At 69.0% G+C, this 22,863-nt stretch carries 20 protein-coding genes; 11 read left to right on the top strand and 9 right to left on the bottom strand.

What is annotated here, in order from left to right; all coding sequences use genetic code 11:
• From ABZU75_RS16130 to ABZU75_RS16100, 7 genes are all read left to right on the top strand, one after another.
• On the top strand, nucleotides 1-369 hold the full coding sequence (locus ABZU75_RS16130) for a hypothetical protein (RefSeq protein ID WP_355554583.1): 369 nt from the start codon (nucleotides 1-3) through the stop codon (nucleotides 367-369).
• Nucleotides 357-665 carry an MGMT family protein gene (locus ABZU75_RS16125; RefSeq protein ID WP_355554581.1) on the top strand — a complete coding sequence of 103 codons (309 nt, stop codon included), beginning with the start codon at nucleotides 357-359 and terminating at the stop codon, nucleotides 663-665. Before ABZU75_RS16130 ends, ABZU75_RS16125 begins: the two co-directional genes overlap by 13 nt.
• Before the next feature lie 113 nt (nucleotides 666-778).
• Entirely contained in the window at nucleotides 779-3,679 is a 2,901-nt protein-coding gene (locus ABZU75_RS16120) for a CDP-glycerol glycerophosphotransferase family protein (protein ID WP_355554579.1), read from the top strand.
• Nucleotides 3,680-3,953: 274 nt separating this feature from the next.
• Nucleotides 3,954-7,142: an ATP-dependent DNA helicase gene (locus ABZU75_RS16115; RefSeq protein WP_355554577.1), complete on the top strand. Its 3,189-nt coding sequence runs from the start codon at nucleotides 3,954-3,956 to the stop codon at nucleotides 7,140-7,142.
• Between the two features lie 103 nt (nucleotides 7,143-7,245).
• A complete protein-coding gene (locus tag ABZU75_RS16110) occupies nucleotides 7,246-10,890 on the top strand; it encodes an ATP-dependent DNA helicase (RefSeq protein WP_355554575.1) in 3,645 nt (1,214 codons plus the stop codon).
• A 102-nt stretch (nucleotides 10,891-10,992) separates the two neighbouring features.
• The gene (locus ABZU75_RS16105) at nucleotides 10,993-11,700 is read left to right on the top strand and encodes a TetR/AcrR family transcriptional regulator (RefSeq protein ID WP_355554573.1); all 708 of its coding nucleotides are present in this window, start codon (nucleotides 10,993-10,995) and stop codon (nucleotides 11,698-11,700) included.
• Nucleotides 11,701-11,732: 32 nt separating this feature from the next.
• A complete protein-coding gene (locus ABZU75_RS16100) occupies nucleotides 11,733-12,926 on the top strand; it encodes a cytochrome P450 (protein WP_355554571.1) in 1,194 nt (397 codons plus the stop codon).
• Nucleotides 12,927-13,000: 74 nt separating this feature from the next.
• Here the strand turns inward: ABZU75_RS16100 and ABZU75_RS16095 are convergent, their stop codons facing one another.
• The gene (locus ABZU75_RS16095; protein ID WP_355554569.1) at nucleotides 13,001-13,330 is read right to left on the bottom strand and encodes a hypothetical protein; all 330 of its coding nucleotides are present in this window, start codon (nucleotides 13,328-13,330) and stop codon (nucleotides 13,001-13,003) included.
• Nucleotides 13,331-13,764: 434 nt separating this feature from the next.
• Here ABZU75_RS16095 and ABZU75_RS16090 point away from each other — a divergent pair, with 434 nt between their 5' ends.
• The gene (locus ABZU75_RS16090; RefSeq protein ID WP_355554567.1) at nucleotides 13,765-14,103 is read left to right on the top strand and encodes a hypothetical protein; all 339 of its coding nucleotides are present in this window, start codon (nucleotides 13,765-13,767) and stop codon (nucleotides 14,101-14,103) included.
• Nucleotides 14,104-14,184: 81 nt separating this feature from the next.
• On the opposite strand, the gene ABZU75_RS16085 is transcribed toward ABZU75_RS16090, so the two are convergent.
• On the bottom strand, nucleotides 14,185-14,988 hold the full coding sequence (locus ABZU75_RS16085) for an SAM-dependent methyltransferase (protein WP_355554565.1): 804 nt from the start codon (nucleotides 14,986-14,988) through the stop codon (nucleotides 14,185-14,187).
• A 229-nt stretch (nucleotides 14,989-15,217) separates the two neighbouring features.
• Between ABZU75_RS16085 and ABZU75_RS16080 the strand changes: the two genes are divergently transcribed.
• The gene (locus ABZU75_RS16080; RefSeq protein ID WP_355554563.1) at nucleotides 15,218-15,922 is read left to right on the top strand and encodes a hypothetical protein; all 705 of its coding nucleotides are present in this window, start codon (nucleotides 15,218-15,220) and stop codon (nucleotides 15,920-15,922) included.
• A gap of 422 nt (nucleotides 15,923-16,344) precedes the next feature.
• Nucleotides 16,345-16,947 carry a signal peptidase I gene (lepB, locus tag ABZU75_RS16075; protein ID WP_355554561.1) on the top strand — a complete coding sequence of 201 codons (603 nt, stop codon included), beginning with the start codon at nucleotides 16,345-16,347 and terminating at the stop codon, nucleotides 16,945-16,947.
• Between the two features lie 221 nt (nucleotides 16,948-17,168).
• On the opposite strand, the gene ABZU75_RS16070 is transcribed toward lepB, so the two are convergent.
• The 7 genes from ABZU75_RS16070 to ABZU75_RS16040 form a co-directional block, all read right to left on the bottom strand.
• Nucleotides 17,169-17,774 (bottom strand): phosphotransferase, encoded by a 606-nt coding sequence (locus ABZU75_RS16070; protein ID WP_355554558.1) that lies wholly within the window; start codon nucleotides 17,772-17,774, stop codon nucleotides 17,169-17,171.
• Nucleotides 17,775-17,822: 48 nt separating this feature from the next.
• On the bottom strand, nucleotides 17,823-18,671 hold the full coding sequence (locus ABZU75_RS16065; RefSeq protein ID WP_355554556.1) for a DUF5753 domain-containing protein: 849 nt from the start codon (nucleotides 18,669-18,671) through the stop codon (nucleotides 17,823-17,825).
• A gap of 13 nt (nucleotides 18,672-18,684) precedes the next feature.
• Nucleotides 18,685-19,197 carry a DUF6879 family protein gene (locus ABZU75_RS16060; RefSeq protein WP_355554554.1) on the bottom strand — a complete coding sequence of 171 codons (513 nt, stop codon included), beginning with the start codon at nucleotides 19,195-19,197 and terminating at the stop codon, nucleotides 18,685-18,687.
• Nucleotides 19,172-19,414: a hypothetical protein gene (locus ABZU75_RS16055; protein ID WP_355554552.1), complete on the bottom strand. Its 243-nt coding sequence runs from the start codon at nucleotides 19,412-19,414 to the stop codon at nucleotides 19,172-19,174. Before ABZU75_RS16055 ends, ABZU75_RS16060 begins: the two co-directional genes overlap by 26 nt.
• Nucleotides 19,415-19,590: 176 nt before the next feature.
• Nucleotides 19,591-19,800, bottom strand: a complete 210-nt coding sequence (locus ABZU75_RS16050; protein WP_355554550.1) for a DUF397 domain-containing protein — start codon at nucleotides 19,798-19,800, stop codon at nucleotides 19,591-19,593.
• A 71-nt stretch (nucleotides 19,801-19,871) separates the two neighbouring features.
• Nucleotides 19,872-20,075 (bottom strand): DUF397 domain-containing protein, encoded by a 204-nt coding sequence (locus ABZU75_RS16045; RefSeq protein ID WP_355554548.1) that lies wholly within the window; start codon nucleotides 20,073-20,075, stop codon nucleotides 19,872-19,874.
• Nucleotides 20,076-20,101: 26 nt separating this feature from the next.
• Nucleotides 20,102-20,935, bottom strand: a complete 834-nt coding sequence (locus ABZU75_RS16040; RefSeq protein WP_355554598.1) for a helix-turn-helix transcriptional regulator — start codon at nucleotides 20,933-20,935, stop codon at nucleotides 20,102-20,104.
• 810 nt (nucleotides 20,936-21,745) lie between these two features.
• Between ABZU75_RS16040 and ABZU75_RS16035 the strand changes: the two genes are divergently transcribed.
• Nucleotides 21,746-22,732, top strand: a complete 987-nt coding sequence (locus tag ABZU75_RS16035; protein ID WP_355554546.1) for an ATP-binding protein — start codon at nucleotides 21,746-21,748, stop codon at nucleotides 22,730-22,732.
• The last annotated feature ends 131 nt before the right edge of the window (nucleotides 22,733-22,863 follow it).

The raw sequence follows: 22,863 nt of genomic DNA, 5'->3' as shown, positions 1-22,863 counted from the left end.
ATGGGGTACGAGTTGCGCGTGGAGCGCCCTGCGCCTCTCGCCTTCGCGGAACTCGCGACTGTGCTGGGGCAGGCGGGGTTCGAGTTCAGAGGGTCGCAGGAGTCGGGGGAGGTCCTGGCCCGCCACAATGGCGCGGTTCATGCCATAGCGATATGGAACGGCCGCCTGTCCGGCGCCCCCGGATCGGACTGGCAGGTGGCCCAGCTGGCACGCGTGTCCGCTCTGCTGGGAGCGCGGCTGGTCGGCGAGGACGGCGAGTCCTACGCGATCCGCGGCGGTCTGGTCGAGCAGTTGAACGGCTCGGTGGCCTACGAGTTCGGCAAACTCGACGAGATCCTCTCGGCCGGACCGACGGTATGGAGCCAGTAGGCCACCCCACCCCGTACGCCGAGCGGGTGCTGGATCTGGTCGAGCGCATTCCGCCCGGCATGGTGATGTCCTACGGCGACATCGCCGAATATCTCGGCGAGGGCGGCCCGCGCCAGGTCGGCAGGGTGATGTCCACCTGGGGCGGGGGCGTGCCCTGGTGGCGCGTCGTGCACGCCGACGGCACCCCGCCACCCGGCCACGAGCAACGATGCCTGGTGAACTGGCGCGAGGAACGGACCCCGCTGAGGGGCGCCCGAGCCGATATGCGGGAGGCCAGATGGGACGGAAAGCCTTAGATCACAAAAGCCTGTAAATCCCGGGAACCCTTAATTCACCGCGTAACCGGCCCTGCCGTGGCGCACTAACATGGCCTAGGACAGCGCTCTGTCCGAAAGGCGGTGCTTTCCCCATGGCCATCGGTGCCACCCCCGCGCGAGCCAGCGGCGACCCCGTCGTTGATCGTCTTCGGGTCGTCCAGGATCTCTGCGACCGGGGAGAACCACTCGACTCGATCATGGCCGCGGTGCTGGCCGACGGGCTGAAGCCGCATGAGCGCCGTCGTTTCGACGCCGACGCGCTGGCCGGGCCGCTGGGTTCCCGGCTGGACATCGCCACCAAGCGGGGCGCCGCGCGGCGCCGCGAGTTCGTCACGGTCCTGAAGCCGTACGTGACCGGTGTGGACGCGAGGGTCAAGCGGGACCTGCCGGTCGCTCGCAGGATCGCCTTTCACCTGATCGAGCACCGCGAGATCGACGACCTCGCCGACGGCGACGCGCTGCAGAAGCTCGTGGCCGCCGCCGCGGAACCGTCCAGGCGCGTCCGCAAGAAACTCCGCTGGTACGCGGATCTGCCGCTCCAGGACGAGCTGCCCGAGGCCCTGTTCCGGCTGCGGGCCGCGGATCTCATCCCGATGACCCAGATCGAGGACGTCTCCTGGTCCGGCGGGCGGCTGCACGTCAGCGGCCACGCCTATCTGGCCGGGCTGTCGGTGCGCAGCCGCCGCTTCAACAGGGCCACGGTGGTGCTGCGCGGCCCGCGCTGGCTGCCGCCGGTGCGGCTGCGCACCCGGAGGGTCTTCCACCCCGAGGCGACCTACGGCGCGGAAGAGGCCGGCTGCAACTACGACTGGTCCGGGTTCACCGCCGAACTGAGCCCGTGGCCGCTGCGCTGGCGCTCCGCGGTGCGGGCCGTCGTGCGCGGCGGCAAGCGGCTGCTGCGCCGCCGCGCCACCGTGCAGGACACCACCACCTGGCGCGCCGAGATCGTGATCTGGAGCCGGGGCGCCCGTGCCGTCGGCCTGCTGCGCGGCCCCTCCACCGGCCGTACCGAGCGCCCCTCGGGGCTTGATCTCGGCGGGGGCTGGTGGATCCGCCCCGTCTGGACCTCCGACCGGGCACTCCAGGTGGTGCTACAGCCCACCAGGGCCGAGCTGACCGGCGTGAAGCTGGACGGCGAGCGGCTGGAGGTCCAGGTCTTCCTGCCGGGCAAGGAGGCGAGCAGGGGGCACGCCAGGCTGGACGGTCACCGGATCGCCGCGGACTTCACCCCCGTCGACGGCGGCACCGCGGTCGTCGTGCCGCTCGCCGTGGCCTCCCTGCTGCAGGAACGCGACGGCGGCCGTCTCTGGATCGAGCCCAAGGGCGATCCCGCCGCCTCCGTCATGATCGGCAAGGCGGAGGAGAGCCGTACGGTCGTCGGGGATCGTGAGATCACCGTGCTGCGTGACCGGCGTGACCGGGTGAGCGTCTCCGCGCACCGGATCCGCCCGGTCATCACCGCCGCGACCTGGGACGAGCAGGGCGTGCTCGTCCTGGAGGGCTCCTACCCGGGCTCCGGCGCGGCCGAGCTGACCCTCAAGCACCGCAGCGGGCTGATCCACGCCATCCCCCTGGAGCGGGAGGGCTCCCGTTTCACGGTGCGGATCGCGGCCGCCGCGATGCCCCGTTTCGGGGACACGGTCCCGCTGGGCAGCGGCACCTGGAGCATGGCGGTCCGCGACCCGGCCGGCCAGATCGTCCCGTTCCGCGTCGACCATGCCATCCTCGACGATCTGGACGAGGACACGAAGATCCGCGACGGCCGTGAATACCGCCTGATCTCCACCCGCTTCGACATTCCGGTGCTCTCCGTCGCCGAGCACCGCCCCGACGACGAGAAGGGCGCCGGCGGCCTGTACGCGCTGCGCCGCGGCTTCTATCCCGCGGAGCGGACCCGCGAGCTGAACGACGCGATCGTCTACGTCGCCTACGACGGGCGGCAGTACGAGGGCAACGTCCGCGCGATCTACGAGGAGCGCGTGCGGCGCGGCGACGCCGGAGAGCACATCTGGGTGGTCAAGGACGGCGCGTTCACGCCGCCGGGCCCCGCGGAGCTCGGCTTCGGCGAGGGCGAGGGGCCGACCGTGGTGCGCGCGGGCAGCCGCGAGCACTACGCGGTGCTGGCCCGCTCGCGGTACGTGGTGACCAACGGCTTCCTGCCGCCCTGGTTCCGGGCGCGAGAGGACCAGACGGTCGTGCAGACCTGGCACGGCACCCCGGTCAAGCGCCTGGGCAACGACCTGCCGCACATGTCCCGTGACCCCAGGCCGCCGGCCTGGCACCGGCAGGCGGTCGAGGTGCGCGGCTGGGACCTGCTGGTCTCCCAGAGTCCCTGGGCGACCCGGGTGCTGCGCAAGGCGTTCGGCTACCAGGGGGAGGTCCTGGAGAGCGGCTACCCGCGCAACGACGTGCTGGTGGCCCCCGACCGCGACGAGATGGCGGCGCGGATGCGCGCCAGGCTCGGCATCGCCGAGGGGGCGAGGGTGGTGCTCTACGCGCCGACCTACCGCGACTACGACCGCAAGAACGCCTCGATCCGCCTGGACCTGGCCGAGGCGCACCGGGTGCTCGGCCCCGGCCACGAGTTCCTGATCAGGGCGCACTCGATGCAGGCGGCGCCCAACGTGCCCGCCGGCCTCGGGCGCGATGTCACGACATATCCCGATATTACGGATCTACTGCTGATCGCCGATGTACTGATCACGGACTACTCGTCGGTCATGTTCGACTTCGCGGCGACCGGCAGGCCGATGCTCTTCTTCACACACGACCTGCAGCGCTACTCGTCCAAGCGGGGCATGTACCTCGACCTGGCCGCGGAGGCGCCCGGCCCGCTGCTCTCCACCGGGGCCGAGGTCATCAAGGCACTGCGGTCGATCGACGAGGTGACCGCCGCCCACGCCGAGCGGTACGACCTCTTCCAGCGCACCTACGCGCCCCGCGACGACGGCAAGGCGACGGCCAGGCTCGTCGACCACGTCTTCCTCTCCTGAGCGGTTCCCGGGGGCGGCCGCCGAGCGGCCCCCGGGGTCGGCCGCCCGGCCCCTGAACCCGTCCCGGGACGTTCCGGCGCAGGTCAGCGCCTTGCTCTGATCATCGCTCCCAGCCGGCCCCGCCCGTAGCCCACCCGGCGGGGCCGACAATCCGCCATGCCGTACCCGCCGACTCGGCACGATCATCGTCCGGGATCTGGTGGAATGGCGAGTTGTGAGTGGTCAGGACTGGCGGCTGGTACGTCGTGAGGGTGCGGGGAGAACTGTTGCCCCTGTGCTGGACGAGCACCAGCGGGCGGTGGTGGCCCACGAGAGCGGCCCGCTGCTCGTGCTCGCCGGGCCGGGCACCGGCAAGACCACCACGATCGTGGAGACCGTCGTGGACCGGATCGAGCGCCGGGGCGTCGACCCCGAGCGGGTGCTCGTCCTCACCTTCAGCCGCAAGGCCGCCGAGGAGTTGCGCGAGCGCATCACGGCCCGGATGCGCCGTACCACCCGCACCCCGCTCTCCCTCACCTTCCACAGCTACGCCTACGCGCTGCTCCGCCGCGAGGCGGTGATCGCCGGAGGGGTGCCGCCGCGCCTGCTGACCGGCCCCGAGCAGCTCCTGGAGATCCGCCGCCTGCTCCACGGCGAGCTGGAGGACGGCGCCGTCCACTGGCCGCAGGACATGCACGAGGCGCTCAAGACGCGCGGCTTCGCCTCCGAGCTCCGTGACTTCCTGGCCCGCGCCGCCGAACGCGGCCTCGACGGGCCGGAGCTGGTCGGGCTGGGCCGCCGCCACGGCCGCCCCGACTGGGTGGCCGCAGGCAGGTTCGCGGACCGCTACCAGGCCAGGTTCGACCTCGATCTCGAACCGGTGCTCGACTACGCGGAGCTGATCCGGGCGGCGGGGGCGCTGCTCTCCGACCCCGAGGTGCGCGACCGCGAGCGATCGGCGTACGACGCCGTCTTCGTCGACGAGTACCAGGACACCGATCCCGCCCAGGAGTTCCTGCTCCAGCAGCTGGCGGGGGAGGGGCGCGACCTGGTCGCGGTCGGCGATCCCGACCAGTCGATCTACGGTTTCCGCGGTGCCGACGTCCGAGGGATCATGAACTTCACCGACCGGTTCCGCGACGCCCACGGCGCGAAGGCCCCCGTCGTCGCGCTGCGCGTCTGCCGCCGCAGCGGCCGGAACCTGCTGCGGGCCACCCGCCGCGTCACCACCCGGCTGCCCGCCACCCCCGGCGGGGCCGCCCACCGCGACCTGCGCGCCCTGCCGGACGCCGACCCCGGTGACGTACGGGTGCTGGTGGCCGACGGGGCACCTCAGGAGGCGGCGATCGTGGCCGACACGCTCCGCAGGGCGCACCTGCTCGACGGGGTCCCCTGGTCGCGGATGGCGGTGCTGGTCCGCTCCGCGACCCGCCAGGTGCCGCTGCTGCGCCGCGCCCTGGTCACCGCCGGGGTGCCGGTCGTGGTCGGCGGCGGCGAGGTGCCGCTCTTCCAGGAGCCGGGCGTGCGGCCGCTGATCAGGCTCATCCAGGTGGCGCTGCACCCGGAGACCCTCGACGAGGGGGTGGCGGAAGAGCTGCTGACCGGCGCGCTCGGCGGCACCGACATGATCGGTGTGCGCCGCCTCCGCCGTGCCCTGCGGATCGCCGAGCACGAGGCGCTGGCCCACCCCGCCGAGCACGAGGCGGCCGAGCAGGCGGATCGCGACGTGGCTCTCGATGTGGATCTCGACCTGGAGCGCGAGGCCCCCGGCCCCCGCTCCTCGGGAGAGCTGCTGGTCGCCGCGTTGAAGGACGCGCGGGAACTGGTGCGGGTGGAGCCGCACGTGGCGCTGCCCGCCGAGCGGGTCGCCGGTCTCATCTCCGCCGCCACCGAGGCCGTACGGCAGGGCGGCACCGCCGAGGACGTGCTGTGGACCGTCTGGCAGGCCACCGGGCTGGCCGGAAAGTGGACCGAGGTCAGCCTCAGGGGCGGTGTCAGGGGCACCATGGCCGACCGTGACCTCGACGCCGTCGTGGCGCTCTTCGACCACACGGCCAGGTTCGTCGACCGGCTCCCGCACGCCGGGGTGGACGTGTTCGTCGAGGACCTGGTTGCCCAGGAGATCCCCGGCGACTCCCTCGCCGCTCGGGCTCCCGACGGAGACAAGGTCCGCATCCTCACCGCGCACCGCTCCAAGGGCCTGGAGTGGGACGTGGTGGTCGTCGCCGGGGTCCAGGAGGGCGCCTGGCCGGACCTGCGGCTGCGCGGGTCCATCCTGAGTACCGACGACATGGTCGCCAGGGCCGAGGGTTCCGAGCACGAGAACCCGGCGGCCGTCTCCGCCGCGCTCGCCTCCCAGCTGCTGGCCGAGGAGCGTCGGCTGTTCTACGTGGCCGCCACCAGGGCCAGGAGCAGGCTCATCGTCACCGCCGTGGGCGGCGACGACACCGAGGAGCGGCCCTCCCGCTTCCTCACCGAGCTGGTGCCCGGCTCGACCGAGGAGGCGGGCGTCGACGAGCGGTCCCGCTGGCTGAGCATGTCCGCGCTGGTGGCCGACCTGCGATCGGCGGTCACCGACTCCACCAGGCCGGAACCGCTGCGCAGGGCGGCGGCCGAGCACCTGGCCAGGCTCGCCGCCGCGGGAGTGCCCGGCGCCCACCCCAACGACTGGTACGCCCTCACCCCCATCTCCGACGACCGCCCGCTGAGCTGGCCCGACGACATCGTGCGCGTCTCGCCCTCGGCGGTGGAGAGCTTCAGCAAGTGCGGCCTGCGCTGGCTGCTGGAGACCTCGGTGGGCGCGGGCGGCACCGACGTGGCCCGAGGCCTGGGCACCGTCGTGCACGCGCTGGCGGTCCTCGCCGCGACCGGCATGCCCACCGAGGAGACCCTCGGCAAGCGCCTGGACGAGGTCTGGAACGAGCTCGACTTCGGCGGTGTCTGGTACAACCGCAAGCAGCGCGCGGTCGCCGAGGAGATGATCTCCAAATTCGTCGCCTGGCACGAGAACAACCCCCGGACACTGGTCGGCCTGGAGGAGGCGTTCACGGCCATGGTCTCCGAGGGGGTGCAGATCAAGGGCCGGGTCGACCGGGTCGAGCGCGACGGTGAGGGCCGAGCCGTGATCATCGACATCAAGACCGGCAAGACCGGCGCCAAGGACACCGAGCTCGAACGCCACCCCCAGCTCGGCGTCTACCAGCTCGCCGCGCTGCTCGGCGCCTTCCAGCGGCACGGCCTGACCGAGCCGGGCGGCGCGGCCCTGGTCCAGGTGGGCGACGCGGCGGGCAAGAAGCAGGCCAAGGAGCAGGCACAGCCTCCCCTGTCCGACGACCCCGACCCGGATTGGGCCAAGGACATGGTCGGCACCGTCGCCGTCGGCATGTCGGGACCGTTCTTCCAGGCCAAGGTCAACGACGGCTGCCGCACCTGCGCCGTACGGTCGAGCTGCCCGGTCAGCAAGAACGGAGACCAGGTGTGCTGAACCGCCTCGGCGCGGGGTGTCTCCGGCACCACGCGCCGTTCCCCGGGCACGTCCGTGCCGCTCTCCGGCACCGGGGCCGTGTCGCGTCCACCGGGGGCGCCGCGTGCTGAGCCCGGTTCAGCTTGCCGCCAAGCTGGGCATCCTGCCGCCGACCCCGGAACAGGCGGCCGTGATCGAGGCCGGGCTCGAACCGATGGTCGTGATGGCCGGGGCCGGGTCGGGCAAGAGCGAGACCATGGCCGGGCGCGTCGTCTGGCTGGTCGCCAACGGGCTGCTCCGCCCCGAGCAGGTGCTCGGCCTGACCTTCACCAGGAAGGCCGCCGCGGAGCTGGCCGCGCGGGTGCGCGAGCGGCTCAACGGTCTCGTCGAGGTCGGGCAGGTGCCGGCGGAGCTGATGGAGGGCGAGCCGACCATCTCGACATACCACGCCTACGCGGCCCGTCTGGTCACCGAGCACGCCCTGCGCGAGGCGCTGGAGCCGACCATGCGCCTGGTCTCCCCGGCCGTCTCCTGGCAGCTCGCCAGCCGGGTGGTCAGCGCGTACGACGGACCGATGGAGCAGGTCGAGTGGAGCCCGGCGACCGTCACCCGGGCGGTGCTCGAACTGGCCGGTGAGCTGGCCGAACACCTGCGCACCCCGCAGGACGTGCGCGACGTCGGCACCAAGCTCGCCCAGCGGTTCGCCGAGCTGCCCGGCACCCCGACCAAGGACCAGCGCAGACCGCTGCTCACCCAGCGGGCCAGGGAGCAGCTGCTGCCGCTGGTCGAGGCGTACAACCGCCTCAAGCGCAGCCGGGAGGTGGTCGACCACGGCGACCAGATGGCGCTGGCCGCCAGGATCGCCGACAGGCACGCCGACGTCGGCGAGATCGAGCGCGGGCGGTTCGCCGTGGTCCTGCTGGACGAGTACCAGGACACCAGCCACGCCCAGCTCGTCCTGCTCCGCGCCCTGTTCGGCGGCGGCCACCCGGTGACGGCGGTGGGCGACCCCTGCCAGTCCATCTACGGCTGGCGCGGCGCCTCGGCGGGCAACCTCACCCGATTCCCCCGTGACTTCAGGACCGCCTCGGGGGAGCTCGCGCCCGTCAACCGCCTGTCGGTCAGCTTCCGCAACGGCGACGCCGTGCTGGACGTCGCCGCCCGGCTCCAGCTGCCGCTCCGGATGGAGGCCAGGGAGGTACCGGTCCTGGTGCCGGGTAAGAACCGGGTCGAGCGCGGCCGGGTGATGTGCGCCTTCCACGAGACCGCGGACGACGAGGCGCGCTGGGCCGCCCTGGAGATCGCCAGGGTGCTGGGCGTCGAGAGCGCGCCCGACGGCATGCCGTGGGGCGACGGCGAGCGTAAGAAGGCCAAGCAGAGCATGTGGGGCGGGCCGCAGTCGCTCCAGCCGCACGACGTGGCGATCCTGGCGCGCAAACGCTCGCAGTTCCCCGCGCTCCGCAAGGCCCTGGAGGAGCGCGGCATCCCGGTCGAGGTCGTCGGCCTGGGCGGCCTGCTCCTCGTGCCGGAGATCGCCGACATCGTCTCCACCCTGCGAGTGATCTACGACCCGAGCGCGGGAGACGCCCTGGTGCGGCTGCTCTCCGGTCCCCGCTGGCGGATCGGCCCCGCCGACCTTAAGGAACTGGGCGAGCGGGCCCGCGAGCTGAACCGGGAGACCCGCGAGGGCGCGTCGCCGGTGGCCGACCCGCTGGACCAGGTCGTGGCCGACATGGCCGAGGAGCGCGGCAGCCTGGTCGACGCCCTCGACGAGCTGCCCGACCGTCCCGCCTGGCAGGATCTGTTCTCCCCGCTGGCGAGGGTGCGGCTGGTCGCCATGGCACAGGAGCTGCGCCTGCTGCGCGCCCACACCGGCCAGCCGCTGCCCGACCTGATCCTGGAGATCGAGCGCAGGCTCGGCCTGGACATCGAGGTGGCGGCCAGGGGGACGGCCGTCGGCCCGTTCGCCGCCCGCGCCGACCTCGACGCCTTCCTGGACGCCGCCGCCCGGTTCGCCGGAGACTCCGAGGACCCCACGCTGGGCGCGTTCCTGGCGTTCCTGAAGGCGGCGGACGAGGAGGAGAACGGCCTGGACGCCGGGCGGGTGGGCGAGAGCAACAGCGTGAAACTGATGACGGTCCATGCCTCCAAGGGGCTGGAATGGCCGGTCGTGGTGGTGCCCGGCCTCTCCCAGGCGCTGTCGAAGACCGGGACGCTCACCGTCGGCACCGTGTTCCCGGCCCGCTCCACGACCAGCCCGAGGTGGACGGAGAACCCCCGCAAGCTGCCCTACCAGCTCCGCGGAGACGCCTCCGACCTGCCCGGACTGGCCGGGCTGGCCAAGGAGGAGCTGGCCGACTTCGACGAGCGCTGCCGCGACCGCGACCTGCTTGAGGAGCGCCGCCTGGCGTACGTCGCCGTCACCCGCGCCCACTACCTGCTGATCGCCTCCGGCTACCGCTGGGGCACCGCGTCCAGGCCGCTGGAGCCGTCGGACTTCCTGCTGGAGATCCGCGATACCTGCGGCAGGGTGGCCTTCTGGGCCCCGGAGATGGAGGAGGGCGCCACCAACCCGCTCCTCGCCGAGCCGGCCGAGGCCCGGTGGCCGATCGAGCCGGACGATGCCCGCTACGCCGCCGTTCTCGACGGCGCCACCATGGTGGAGGCCGCCCTCGCGGCCCTCGCCGGGGGGACCGCTCCGGTCTCCTTCGAGGACGTCCCCTTCCCCGAGGTTCCCCGGGACTACGAGGATGTTCCTCTCCCCGAGGCTCCCCGGGACGAGGAGGTGCCCTTCCCCGAAGATCCGTGGGACAAGGAAGCGTTCCTTCCCGAAGACCTGCCGGATGGGGAGGCTCCCGGCCCGGACGACCGCGGGCCCGTTCCCGAGGAGGCGGAGAACGGTGATGTGCCCTTCCCCGCCGATCCGCAGGAGGGGAACGCGCCCTTTCCCGGGGCTTTTCCCGGGGCGGCGAACACCGGGCAGAGCGACCGGGCCGACTCCGGTGCCGAGACAGCCGAGACAGCCGAGACAGGGGAACGGCGGCCGGTGCCGGCGGCCGAGCTGCGGGGGTGGGACAGGGAGCGGGCGAAGGCCTGGGAGCGTGACATCGAGCTCCTGCTCAGGGAGCGGGAGATGAACCGGCGGCGCGGTGGCGGCAGGGTGGAGCTGCCCACCCACCTGACCGTCTCCTCCCTTGTCACGCTGGCCTCCGACCCCAAGGCGCTGGCCAGGCAGATCCGCCGCCCGGTGCCCAAGAAACCCGCGCCGCTGGCCCGCCGGGGCACCTCCTTCCACCGCTGGCTGGAGGGGCGCTGGGGCCAGCAGCGGCTGATGGACGAGTTCGAGCTGCCCGGCGCGTCCGACGACTTCGAGGAGACCGACGCCCACCTCGACCAGCTGCGCGACCGCTTCGAGGAGAGCGAGTGGGCGGGCAGGGAACCACTCGACGTCGAGGTCCCCTTCGAAACCGTGATCGCCGACCGGGTGGTCCGCGGCCGGATGGACGCCGTCTTCCAGATCTCCGAAGGGCGCTACGAGGTCGTCGACTGGAAGACCGGCCGGCGTCCCAGGGGCAAGAAGGCCGAGGCCGCCGCCTCCGTCCAGCTCGCCGCCTACCGGCTGGCCTGGTCCCACCTGGCCGCCGTCCCGCTGGAGCAGGTGGGGGCGGCCTTCCACTACGTCCTGCTGGGCGAGACGGTCCGCCCCGTCGACCTCCTCGACGAGCACGGCCTCGTCACCCTCGTCGAGTCGGTCCCCGAACTCCCCTGATCGGCCCGAAAAGGGATTGTCCGCGCCGGAGGGGAGGTCTACTCTCTGACTTGTTGACCAGATTTCATAATTGGTCACGAGGTCAGGGGGAAAGGTTTCAGGGTGACGGAACGAGCAGGGCAGACCGTCGGCCGCGCCGACCGGATCCTCGACGCGGCGGCCGAGCTGCTCGTACGCCTCGGCTACCGGAAGGTGACGATCGACGACATCGCCCAGCTGGCCGGCATCGGCAAGGGCACCGTCTACCTGCACTGGCGCACCAAGCAGCAGTTGTTCGAGGCCGTGCTGCTGCGCGAGTCCATCTCCTACGTCGAGGAGCTCCTCGACGAGCTGCGCCGGGACCCGGCGATGCTGCTGCCGCACCGCTTCATCCCCGCGTCGTTCCTCATCGTCGATCGCCGGCCGGTGCTGCGGGCGCTGTCCGAGGAATACCTGCGGCAGGCACAGAGCAGGTCGGCCGACGCCTTCCTGCACAGCCAGGAGCTGCTCGCCTCCGAACGGTTCTACGACCTGATGACCCGGCACGGCCTGCTCCGCGACGACGTGCCGAACCTGGCGTACACGCTGAGCGCGACGATGACCGGGTTCCATCTCTACCAGGACCTGGATCCGATGGCCGTCCAGCTGGACATGCGGGCCAAGCTCGACTCGCTCGCCCACGTGGTCAGACACGCCTTCGAGCCGGCCGAGCCGCCGACCTCCGAGGAACTGGCCAAGGCGGTCTCGGAGGTCATCGCCGTCTTCGAGGACCTGATCCCGCCTTACCGCACCTGGATCTACGCGTACGAGAGAACGCACGAGCCCGGCTGATCCCGGACCCGTCCCGATGAGAAAGGCACGCCATGACCACCATCGCCGACACATGGGGCCTGCACGAGGGGCACTTCTGGCTACGCGGAAGGCGGCCGGACCAGCCGGTGAGTTTCGACGCCGGCACCGGGATGTGGAACGTCTACGGCTACCCCGAGGCACTGCGGATTCTCGGCGATCCGAAGACGTTCTCCTCCGATACCAGCCGCATGGTACCCGAGGTCGCCAAGCCCGCCGAGCGCAGCCTGACGCAGCTGGACCCGCCCATGCACGGCAAGCTTCGCAAGCTCGTCAGCCACGCCTTCACCCCGAAGGTCGTCGCCGACCTCGAACCGCGGATCGCCGAGCTGACCAACGAACTGCTCGACGCGGTGGCCGACACGGGCCGGCTGGAGCTGGTGGCCGACCTCGCCTACCCGCTGCCGGTCATCGTCATCGCGGAACTGCTCGGGGTGCCCAGCTCGGACCGCTACCTGTTCAAGCAGTGGGTCGACAGGCTGTTTGAGAACTCACAGCAGTTCTCCCTCGTCGACCACAGCGAGGAGCAGGAGCGCAACCTCGAGGTCGCCATGGAGCAGGTCAAGCACCTGACCGACTATCTCGGCGAACACGCCGCGGAGCGACGCCTCAGGCCGCGCGCCGACCTGCTCACCAAACTTGTCGAGGCCGAGGTGGACGGCGAGCGCCTCAGCCAGGCCGAGGTGGTGAACTTCGCCAACGTCCTGCTGCTGGCCGGGCACATCACCACCACCATGTTGCTGGGCAATACCGTGCTCTGCCTGGACGCCCAGCCCGAGCAGTTCGCTCGCGCCCGCGCGAACCGGTCGACGGTTCCCGCCGTGATCGAGGAGTCCCTGCGCTTCTTCAGCCCGTTCGCGGCCCTGGGCCGGGTCACCAACGTCGACGTCGAGCTCGGCGGACAGCACGTGCCCGCCGACCAACTGCTCATGGTGTGGATCGCGGCGGCCAACCGTGACCCCCGGCAGTTCGCCGACCCCGACGTCTTCGACCCGACCCGTGACCCCAACCCCCACCTCGGTCTCGGCCGGGGAATCCACTTCTGCCTCGGCGCGCCGCTGGCCCGCCTGGAGGGCAGGGTCGCGCTCGACATCCTGCTCGACCGCTTCCCCCACCTGCGCACCGACCCGGACGAGCCACCGCAGTTCATCCCCAGCCCCAACATGACCGGCGTACGGAAACTGCCGCTGCTCACCTCCGCCGGCTGAGCGGGCTGCTCTGCCAGGAGAAAAGGGGCGTGGAAGCAAACGCCTCCACGCCCTTTTCTTGGTGTTCGTTGCCCCTAGCAGTGTCGGGCGCGGGCGTGTTTGTACCCCAACTCGAATCCGCGCTTGTATTCCGCGGAACCGCTAGGGGTTTTGCTGCTCACGCCGCTCTTGCAGGAGCGCTCGCCGGCTTTGTACCCGACCGCGTACCCCTTCTTGCAGCTCTTGTCCTTCTGGCATGACTTGGTCGGGGATGGGGCCGCCGTCGCGTTGTGCGAGGGGCTGCCTGCTACCGCCTCCGGGTTGGTCGGGGTCGCGCCCGCCATGCCCGCCAGGCCGCCGATCAGCACGACACTCGTTGCGCCGACCGCGATCGTCTGAAGGATTCGGTTGGACATGGTGCTCATCTCCTTTGCCGATCGAGCGGTGCCGTCGTGCCGGCCGAGGCCGGACCACGGGACCGCGACATTCTCAGCGGGAGAGTGATACCCGACATTCGCTGACAAAAGCATATAAAACGGACTCTTTATTTCAAACCTGTAATCATCGTAAAAAAATTATTCGGCAGGAATCTGGGATTCATTGTTGAACGGATGAACTCCGGGGGACACGCAAGTCTTTCAGACCCCACTCGACGAGCGGCACGCACGGTTTGAGGGGGGAGCGGCGGGGCAACCCGCCGCTCCCCCCTCAGGTGCCTGAACGGGCCGCCCTAGGCTTGACGGTGCTCCGGCGGCCAAGATCCTTTATGTGATGAAAATAGGGATGCACGGAGAGGAAGGCCGCTCTACTCTCGGTTCCGCTGACGTTCTTGAACGGTTGGACGGAACGGGAGGAACCCATGGAGAACGCGGCAGAGGCCCGTGCCGACGAGCGTGCCAGGATCGTCGCGGACCTGCGCCGCGCGGCCGAGGGCTACCGCTCCTACGCTGCCTTCATCGAGGAGATCACGGACCCGTCGACGCCGTGCGATCTGAGCGACAGTCTGCCGGTCGTGCAGGCGGAGGCCGAGATGCTGGAGAACGCCGTGAAGGTCGCCGAAGGCGATCGCCGGGCGCTGGCGAGGCTCATCCCGCCCGTCCTGCAGACGGACGAGGACGTCGCCGCGCTCGCTTCCTCTCCCGAGGACGCCGAGGTGCACAGGCGAATCCGTGACCATGCCGTCCAGACGCAGGAATGATCTTTCGTGACCGATGAAGCATCCGGGCAGGAAGCTCGTGCTCTCGCCCGGCACATCACGCGGGTCAGGAGGGTGTGACCGTCAGGGCTTGCGGCCTACTCCGACGTAGCCGATCGAGGTGTTCCGCTCGCCGAACAGGGGCGGATCGACAGGGCGCCAGTCCTTGGGGAACACCAGGCCGGGTTCGACCAGCTCGTAGCCGTCGAAGAAGCGGGAGATCTCCGCGTGCGTGCGCAGGCTCAGCGCCTCGGTGGCCCGGTTGTAGATCTCCAGAGCCTCCGGCGTGGTGTCGGGCTTGGCGTCGATCGCGTGACTGAGAACGAGGTGGCTGCCCGGCGCGCTCGCCTCGTAGAGCCGCTGGATGATCTGGTAGGCGCCCGCGCCGTCGGGGTTCTCGTCCGGGATGAAGTGCAGAATGGCCAGCAGCAGGAACGCCACGGGCCGGTCGAAGTCGACGTGCTCGCGCAGCTCGGCCAGCAGCGTCTCCGGGGCACGCGCGTCGGCCTGCACGATGGTGACGTTGTCGCCGTTCGCCAGGAGCGCCCGGCTGTGCGCGCACACGATGGGGTCGTAGTCCACGTAGACCACGCGGGTGTCGGGCGCGACCGCGTGCGCGATCTCGTGGGTGTTGCCCCGCGTGGGTAGCCCGGAGCCCAGATCCACGATCTGCCGGACGCCCGACTCGACCAGATGGCGTACGGCACGTGCGAGGAACGCCCGGTTCTCCCTCGCGGAGTCGCGGGTCTCGGGAAAGAGCTTCAGAATCTGTTCGGCTGCGGCCCGGTCGGCGGCGAAATTGTCCTTGCCGTCCAGGTAGTAGTCGTACATCCGGGCGACATTGGGCACGTTCGGGTCGACCCCGGCCGGCGTAGCCTGATCATCCACACTTTCTCCTGATTTTTCGGCATCCGTGTGGAATTGATCTTAGAGAGTCTGCCGCACGTTGACAGCAGGATGAGGTCATCGATGCGGGGCTTCGGCGGCGGACGCCGCCGGGGCCGGTGAACAGCCCAAACGGCCTGCCCTCCCGGTCGGGTTTGATCCCTCTGGATGATGTGCCGGTCATCCTCGCGAGTGACGTCACGGCCCTGCCTCTGTTGTCACGATCTGGTCTGTGGCAACAGAGGCGGCTTTACGGGCGGGTTGGTGGCGGGTCGTCGGGAGGGGGGTGCTGTTCCTGGCGGCGGTAGCCGCCTCCTGGTGGCTCGTCGGTATCATCTTCGCCCTCGGCTCAGGATGGTCGCTCCTGGGCGGGTTTCTCGGCATCGCCGTGGTCATCTGTTCCCTGATGGTGCTGGTCGAGATCTCCGAGGACGTTCCCTGGGCGCTCTGGGGGTCACTTCCGTTCCTCGCCGTACTGGTGTTTTTCGGCATGTTCCTACCGGGCGACTACTACCTGAGCACCTTCGGTGAACCGGTGACCGCGACCGTGGCGGAGCGGACATGGGTCGAGGGCCGGAGGTCGAACAGGGACTATTACCGATATGTCCTGCGGGGACCGGACGGTCGACTCCTTGAGGAGGTGATCAAGGACTACAGGAACGAGCCGCCACTGGAGATCGGGGCGCCGGTCGAGATGCTGGTGGATCCCCGGGGCGTGTTCGAGGCCAGAGAGCCGTCGAAGCTGGGATCGCTCACCGTCCTCTGGGTCTCGGCGGCCGGGGTGGTGCTGATGACGATCGTGCTCAGCGTGATGGGTGAGCTGCGACGCCGGACCATGCTTCCCAAGGGTTCAGGCGCTTCGAAAGCCGATGACTCCGAAAGGCCCCCGACAAAGCGCGGTTCCGGGAACCCCGCCGAGTCCGACAGACCCGAATGAGCGAACGACTCCAGAAGATCCAACAAGCGAAGAGGTTAGAGCCCCCACTGTGGCGGCATGGCCCTCGTTTCCCGGCGCCACGCCCACTGGCTGGGGAGACTCATGCACCACCTCCGTGGGCACAACCCGTCTCAACGGCAGGTAGCGCGTAATGGCGATGAGTTCGCCAGAGGCGCCGAAGCTCGAAACCCGGCTCTGTTGTCGACGTGGCCGACGGCGTGCGGCACCGTGACCAGGCCGTCGACGAACGCGGTGATCTTGTGGTGGGAAGCGGTAGTTTTCATATGAGAAGTGCCTCGTGGACTGGTGTGGACAGGGCCTTCGACAAGCCCTGTCCTCCCAGGTCGTAGGAACTTTTCTGGGGTAGACGATCAAGCCCGGCGAAATTCACCGCGAAAGCCCGAAGCCGATGGAGGCATCTCATGACCGCCGGGTCCGAGAACAAGCAGAACAAGTCCTCCCGTAAGGGTGGCGTGCGCGAGAGCCTGTTCCTGTTGGTTTGCGGCGTCGTGGTGGCGGTGCTGCTGCAGCTTTTCGTCTTCCGGCTGTTCTGGATCCCGTCGGAGTCCATGGAAAACACCCTGCGCGAGGGCGACGGCGTGGTCGTCAACAAGCTGCACGGTGCGACCGAGCGTGGTGACCTGGTGGTCTTCAAGGGCTGGAACGGCGAGGACACCATCAAGCGGGTCATCGCGATCGGTAGCGACACCGTCAAGTGCTGCGACGCCAAGAAGAGGATCACCGTGAACGGGGTCCCGCTCGACGAGAAGGACTACCTCCACCCCGACGACTTCCCTTCGGGGGAGGAGTTCGAGAAGGTCGTTCCCGAGGGCCGCCTGTGGGTCATGGGCGACCACCGCTCGGCCTCTCAGGACTCCCGCAGCCACGAGGAGCAGGAAGGCGAGGGGACGATCGCGGAGGCCGACGTGATCGGCCGTGCCATGGCGATCTTCTGGCCCTTCTCCCGGGTGGCCGTCCTCTCGACGCCGGACACGTTCACCCAGGCGTTCACCGAGGACAGATAACTGCACCTTGTCATCCCTGGGCGATGGTCTGCCTGGTCACAGCATGATCGCACCAGGTCCACAGGATCCACGGCGCGGGACCACACGGTCACGGCCGTCCCATTCGTGTCGCGGTACGACGTGGACCACATACGATCGTGCCTCTGACCAGAGGTGGTTGAGGTGGCGCGGTGTGTTTGCCGGGAAACCCGGTCCCTCGCCAGAGCCGGAGCAGCCTCGGATCAGCCGATCCGGTACTCCACCCAGTCGCGGCCCGCTGCGGCGGCACGTGCGCGCGAAGCGCGAATGTGCTCGGGGCCGTTGCGGGCGACGAACTCCCGGAACAGCGACCACACCGAGGCCAGCCCGGTCACCGCGGCCTCGGGCGCGGACTTCCACGCGGGTACCTGCTCGGCGGCCCGCTCGGCCTGCTCGGGCGTGTGGCCGGCAAGGATGAGCCGAGGGATCAGCAGGGCGGCCTCCACCCAGGCGGCGCCCTGGCAGGCCAGCCCCCAGTCGATGAGCCGGACACCGTCCACCCCGGCGAGAAGGTTGTCCTCGTGCAGATCGGCGTGGAGCAGTGTGTCTCCGGCTATCGCGGCCCAGTCCAGGCCGGTGCGGGCGCTGCGATAGGCGGACAGACCCCGCAGGTCGGCGGGCGGGTCGGCCAGCAGCCTGTCGGCGCGGCGGGTCAGAAACTCCACGTTGTCGGTGACGGATGGCACTGCTGCGCCCGGGGTGGGGGTGAGCCTCTCGCCCAGCACGTGGACGATGTCGAGCACGTCGGGCAGGTCGGGTGAGCCCGGTGCGAAGTCGACGGCCCGCTTCACATCGACGTGCTCGAACATCAATGTGATCCACCCTGCGGTGTACGAAGTGGTACGAACTTGCGCGGTTCAGCCGAGGGCACGGATCGCAGCCGTGATCAGGGCTCGCGCTTTGATCCCGTAGACCGCATTGGAGGCCAGTTCGCCGAATCCCTTCACGTACAGGGCGATCTCGCGGGGCTGGGTAACTGTCACACCCGCTGACAGCAGTTCCACGAACACGCGCCTGTCGTCATAGATGGAAAACGTCTCCATCGTCCACAGTTTCCGGCGCGCGGTGAACGGGATGATCCCGAGTGAAATCGACGGCAGAGACATTCCCTCCAACAGGTGACCGAGTTGCTCGGCCATCGCGCCGTCATCCGCCACCCGGTCGCGTAGCACCGACTCCTCCATCAGCATGGCGAACCGATGGTCGCCTTCACGCAGGAGGCGACCACGGGCCAGCCGCGTGGCCACCGCCTCGTCGACATCACCCGGAGTTCCATGGAAGTCGGCGAAGCACGACAGCACGCTCCGCATGTAGCCAGACGTCTGAAGAGGCCAGGGAATGAACTGCGAGCTGTAGAAACGAAACAGCCGAGTCTGCTCGTACAGCGACACCCGCATCTCCTGGAGTCGCTTCATGCCGCCGCGCTGGAGTCGCCTCCACTCCACGTACATGCTGTCCGCGTCGCGAGAGGCGGCGATCAGGTCGGTGGTCTCGCTTTCCGCGCCACAGACGCGGCACCAGATACGAATGTCCTCATCGCTGGGTGGCGTACGGGCGTGAATGAGCCGTGAGCATTTTGACTCGTCCCAGCCGGCTGCCGCTGCCAGTGCCCTGGCGCTGAGGCCGGAGTCGCGCAGGATCTCTCTGAGGCGGTTGGCGATGACCTGGCGTGCCTGCTGGGCGCTGGACGACGGAGAGGTGGACACGCGCGACGGTAGGTCAGGTGGGCCGATAGTCCGCGTGATCGACACCCCGCTCCCAGACGGCCTCGAACGCCGCCAGGCAGAGCTTGATCACGGCGGGATCATCGCAGAACACATGACCAGCGGGCTCACCATCTCCGGAGAAGTAGGCGAACCGGATCAACCGCTCGTCGAACAACCAGAAGTCGTTGCCGGGTAGCGCCAGGTCAGAGGTCAGCCGCCGAGGAAGCCAGCGCACCTGCTCGCCTCCGGCGAGGTTGGCGTAGGGAGTGGCCGAGTGCTCATAGCGGATGTAGTCGCTCACCGGTTCCGACACGACCCGAGCCCGCCGTACGGCCACGCCCCGAGCGACCGCACCGCTGACCAACGTCACCCACGGGGCATCGAAGTCGGTGCGGTTGAAGTGGACGCCCTCACGCCAGGCGACGAATCCTGGGCTGGAGATGCCATAGTCGTCGCGCATCTCCAGGTGGAGCGCGGAACGATGGCACTCGCCGAACAGGTCATCGAACGTCGGTTCCGCCGTCACCGCACGCCTCCATGAGCAGGTCCCTCATCCGGGCTGGAATCCTGACGATCTTCTCATTTCTCGCGATCGGGCTGCGGGCCTCGACCTCGGCCAATTCGGCTGGATCATCCACCTCCCAGCCCTGGATCACGAAACTGCCGTCGGTGCCGTCCACCCAGACCGAAGGACAGCCACCGTGCTCGCTTCCTGGGTCGATGCCGATGAACCGCAGCGCCACGGTGGCCTCCCGCGTAGGTGGTGTGTACGGACGATTCCAACCGGAGGTACACGCGCTCGACGCTAGGTAACGGCCTGCTGGACGAGCAACGAACTTGCGAGGACTTGCGCACGGGTCTCCTCGCCGAGGTCGTTGACCGCATTCATGGCACTCAGCAAGCCCGCGAAGGCCACCGGCTATCTCTGGTCGAACTCGCCGCTCTTCACGCCACTGATGAAAGCGCGCCACTCACCGGAAGCGAAGCTCAGCGTGGGGCCGCTGGGGTCCTTGCTGTCTCGTACGGCCCGGCCGCCGCTGGACAGGTTGGCTACCTCGACGCAGTTATCGGTGTTGGCTCCACTGAGAGTGCTCTTGTACCAGGTGAGGTTCTGAGTGCTTTGATCCATGGTGTTTCGTCTCTCTTGATTTACTCCGGGAGTGTCTCCAGATGATGGGCTGGCTCTGCTGGTTGTTCGGGTCAGTCGAACTTGCCGTTTTTGATGTTGTCGGTGAATGACTGCCACTCGGTGTGAGTGAAGCTCAAGGTGGGGCCGTTGGGGTCCTTGCTGTCCCGTACAGCCCGGCTGCCGCCAGGTAGGTTCGCGACCTCGACGCAGTTGCCGGTTTGGCCGGTGTAAGAGCTCTTGCGCCACTCCAGATTGGAAAGGTCAGGGAAGTCCATCCCGCTTCTCCTTTTTGGCATGTATTTTATGCCATATTGTCGGCTGCGTTTTTCACCAGGTCAATGGAGTCTTCCGGTGACAGAGCTGTGGCGCGCAACCGTTCAAACGCGATGGTGTAGTCGGTGATATCGGCGCTTTCTTCGAGGTAGAGGTCACCTGCCAAGGTTTCGACATACACCACATGAGGGTCAGCTAGATCGGAGAACTCCAGGATGACAAACGAGCCGCTCGTGCCCGCATGGGCGCCGGCGCTGAACGGTATGACTTGCATGGTGGTTTTACCTGCTTCTGTGGCGGCAAGCAAGTGGTGCAACTGCCCACGCATAATGGCCGGACTGCCGATGACGCGGCGGACGGCCGCTTCGTCGATCACGACCCATAGTCGAGGGCGATCTTGTCGGCTAAGGATCAGTTGACGGGTAAGGCGGACCTCCGTAAAGCGCTCGATCTCATCGTGACTGAGCTCTTGCGCACCGCCTTTGATCATGGCCCGAGCGTACTCTGGTGTCTGGAGCAGTCCGGGAATGGCTACGGACTCAAAGTTATATATCGAGGCGGCTCCTGTTTCGAGTCCGATATAGACCTCATATGGATTTGGTAGGACATCGCGGTAAGAGCGCCACCAGCCAGGCTGACGAGCTTCGCGGGCGAGCTGAATGAGATGCTCCCGCTCGGAGCCGACGACCCCATAGAGGTCAAGCAGCTCGCGCATGCTGCGAGGTTGCGGCAGGGAGCGGCCAGTCTCTATCCGAAAAATGGTCGAAGTGGACCATTCCAGGCGGCTGGCGACTTCCTCACGGGTCAGCCCTGTGGTGTTGCGGCAGTTGGTCAGTTCCAGGGCCAGGCGGCGTGCTCGCACTGTCGGGCTTTGGTGGCGGACACCGCTGGGGCTTCTGAGCAAGGTGGCTCCTCGGTTGCATGGATCCGCAAGCACTAGTGCTTTTCTAAAAGGCTATTGCTTGTCACTGACGGTTAGTGCACTCTTACACAAGGTTGCCACCGCCGGGCGGTGCTCGGAGAGTGAACGGTCAAAAAGGTGGTGAGCGCCTGAAGGTATACCAAACGTTGCAGCAGGATTCTAGTGCAGATGGCGGGACAAAGAATGCTGATGTAATTCAAATCAGGACACATCTGGCGTAGCTGGGCATATTGCTGTGATCGCGAAATTCGGACATGACTAGCGCCTGCAAAAAAGGCGGAGTCCGCCGAGTGCTACCCACACTCGACGGACCCCTTGAACCGGACTCTGGAGGTCCAATTCCGTGATCGATTTTACAAGAGCGATCCGAGTCATCCGGATGCGCTTCAGTGGTGACCGGCCGCCGGCCCCGTTGGGGTGCCGGTGGTGTGGGCATTCGCCCTACGCGCACGATGACCGATGCCTGCCCCACCGGCAGGCGCACGCCTACGAGCGGCCGACGCCCGCGCAGTTCCGGGCGAGGCTGGCGGAGTGGTGGCGGCTGGGGTTCGCAGGGCGGTTGTCCGCCTCGGCGGAGGTACGCCCGCCGGGGGAGACGCGGTCGTTTTCCGGTCACGGACGTCACGCCCGGCCTGTGGAGCCGGTGGTCGCCGGGTCGCTCGCGTCGTACGGGCGAGGTCGACCACCGGACGATCTCACCTTGAGCGGGCGGAGGGCGTACCCGGGCATGCTGCGGCAAGGGAAGGCGGCGTGAGCGGGCGGCATCGGCGGGGAGGGCCCGTCGATCAGCGAGGTCCACGGCAGTGGGACCGCGAGCAGCGGGAGGTCGCGGCCCGGCTGGATCGGGCCGAGGCGGGCTGGCTGGTCATGTACGGGGTGGGCGGGCGCCGGTTCTACGCCATCGCCGCCGGGCAGGTTCCCGAGCCCCTGGTCGTCGAGGCGCGTACGGCCGAGGAGTTGTGCGCGCTGATGCGCGAGAGCGAGGCCACCGAAGCGGCGACGGTGCCGTCACCCGAGCAGCCGCCCGGCGTGCATATGGTGCCGGAACCCCAACGACAGCCGGAACCCCCAAGGCGGCCGGAATCTCACCGACAAACGGAATCCCACCGGCACTGGCAAGGAGATTCGATGATCGCAGGCACCCCCGACGGGCTCCGGACCGTCTGCTGGGACATTCCCCGTGACCCGGCGACCGTCGGTGAGGCCCGCCGGATGACCCGCGACACCCTTACCGGCTGGGGCCTGCCGCCGGAGTTCGCCGACGACGCGGTGCTGGTGGTCGGCGAGCTGGTGGCGAACGCCACGCTGTACGGCGAGGAACCGATCCGGCTCTCACTCTGGGGCATGCCCCAGGGAGTCTGCGTACGGGTCACCGATCACGGTTCCGAACGGCCCAGAAAGCTCAGCCTGGGCGAGGACGCCTCGCACGGCCGGGGGCTCGCGATCGTGGAGGCGCTGGCCGACCGGTGGGGCGTCGTTCCGGTGCCGGGCGGGCTCGGCAAGACGGTCTGGGCCGCCTGGGGGATCTCCCGCTCGGAGTCCGACGCGTCCCGCACCGTCGACTGCGCGGAGCTGGTTCCGTCCTCCGGAGTCCGTGAGGAGGCATCCATCACATCCCCCTGTGCCCTGGAAAAAGGGTCCAGTGCCCGAGCAGGGGCGTTCCTGCGGTCCTCCTCCGTCATCGAGGCGGCGTTCATGGCATCCGCCCAGTTCCGTGCGGGCGACCTGCTCGCCTGATGTCCGGTATGGACTGTGATCCCGCGGCCGAGAAACCGGGACCGCCAGGGCGGCCTTCCCGATGCTCAGCGCAGGTGAGGAAGGCCGCACGGGGCCGCAGGATCAGCCCGCCGGTGAGGCCGGCAGGGGCG

Source organism: Streptosporangium sp. NPDC005286, from assembly GCF_040607515.1.
Lineage (GTDB): Bacteria > Actinomycetota > Actinomycetes > Streptosporangiales > Streptosporangiaceae > Streptosporangium.
The sequence above is the reverse complement of the archived record's forward strand: the minus strand, read 5'-3'. Positions and strand labels throughout refer to the sequence as shown.

Excerpts from the sequence above, each read along its gene's own strand:
- ABZU75_RS16130 (WP_355554583.1), top strand. The coding sequence starts at position 1 with ATGGGGTACGAGTTGCGCGTGGAGCGCCCTGCGCCTCTCGCCTTCGCG.
- ABZU75_RS16125 (WP_355554581.1), top strand. The coding sequence starts at position 357 with ATGGAGCCAGTAGGCCACCCCACCCCGTACGCCGAGCGGGTGCTGGAT.
- ABZU75_RS16120 (WP_355554579.1), top strand. The coding sequence starts at position 779 with ATGGCCATCGGTGCCACCCCCGCGCGAGCCAGCGGCGACCCCGTCGTT.
- ABZU75_RS16100 (WP_355554571.1), top strand. The coding sequence starts at position 11,733 with ATGACCACCATCGCCGACACATGGGGCCTGCACGAGGGGCACTTCTGG.
- ABZU75_RS16095 (WP_355554569.1), bottom strand. The coding sequence starts at position 13,330 with ATGAGCACCATGTCCAACCGAATCCTTCAGACGATCGCGGTCGGCGCA.
- ABZU75_RS16090 (WP_355554567.1), top strand. The coding sequence starts at position 13,765 with ATGGAGAACGCGGCAGAGGCCCGTGCCGACGAGCGTGCCAGGATCGTC.
- lepB (WP_355554561.1), top strand. The coding sequence starts at position 16,345 with ATGACCGCCGGGTCCGAGAACAAGCAGAACAAGTCCTCCCGTAAGGGT.
- ABZU75_RS16070 (WP_355554558.1), bottom strand. The coding sequence starts at position 17,774 with ATGTTCGAGCACGTCGATGTGAAGCGGGCCGTCGACTTCGCACCGGGC.
- ABZU75_RS16050 (WP_355554550.1), bottom strand. The coding sequence starts at position 19,800 with ATGGATCAAAGCACTCAGAACCTCACCTGGTACAAGAGCACTCTCAGT.
- ABZU75_RS16045 (WP_355554548.1), bottom strand. The coding sequence starts at position 20,075 with ATGGACTTCCCTGACCTTTCCAATCTGGAGTGGCGCAAGAGCTCTTAC.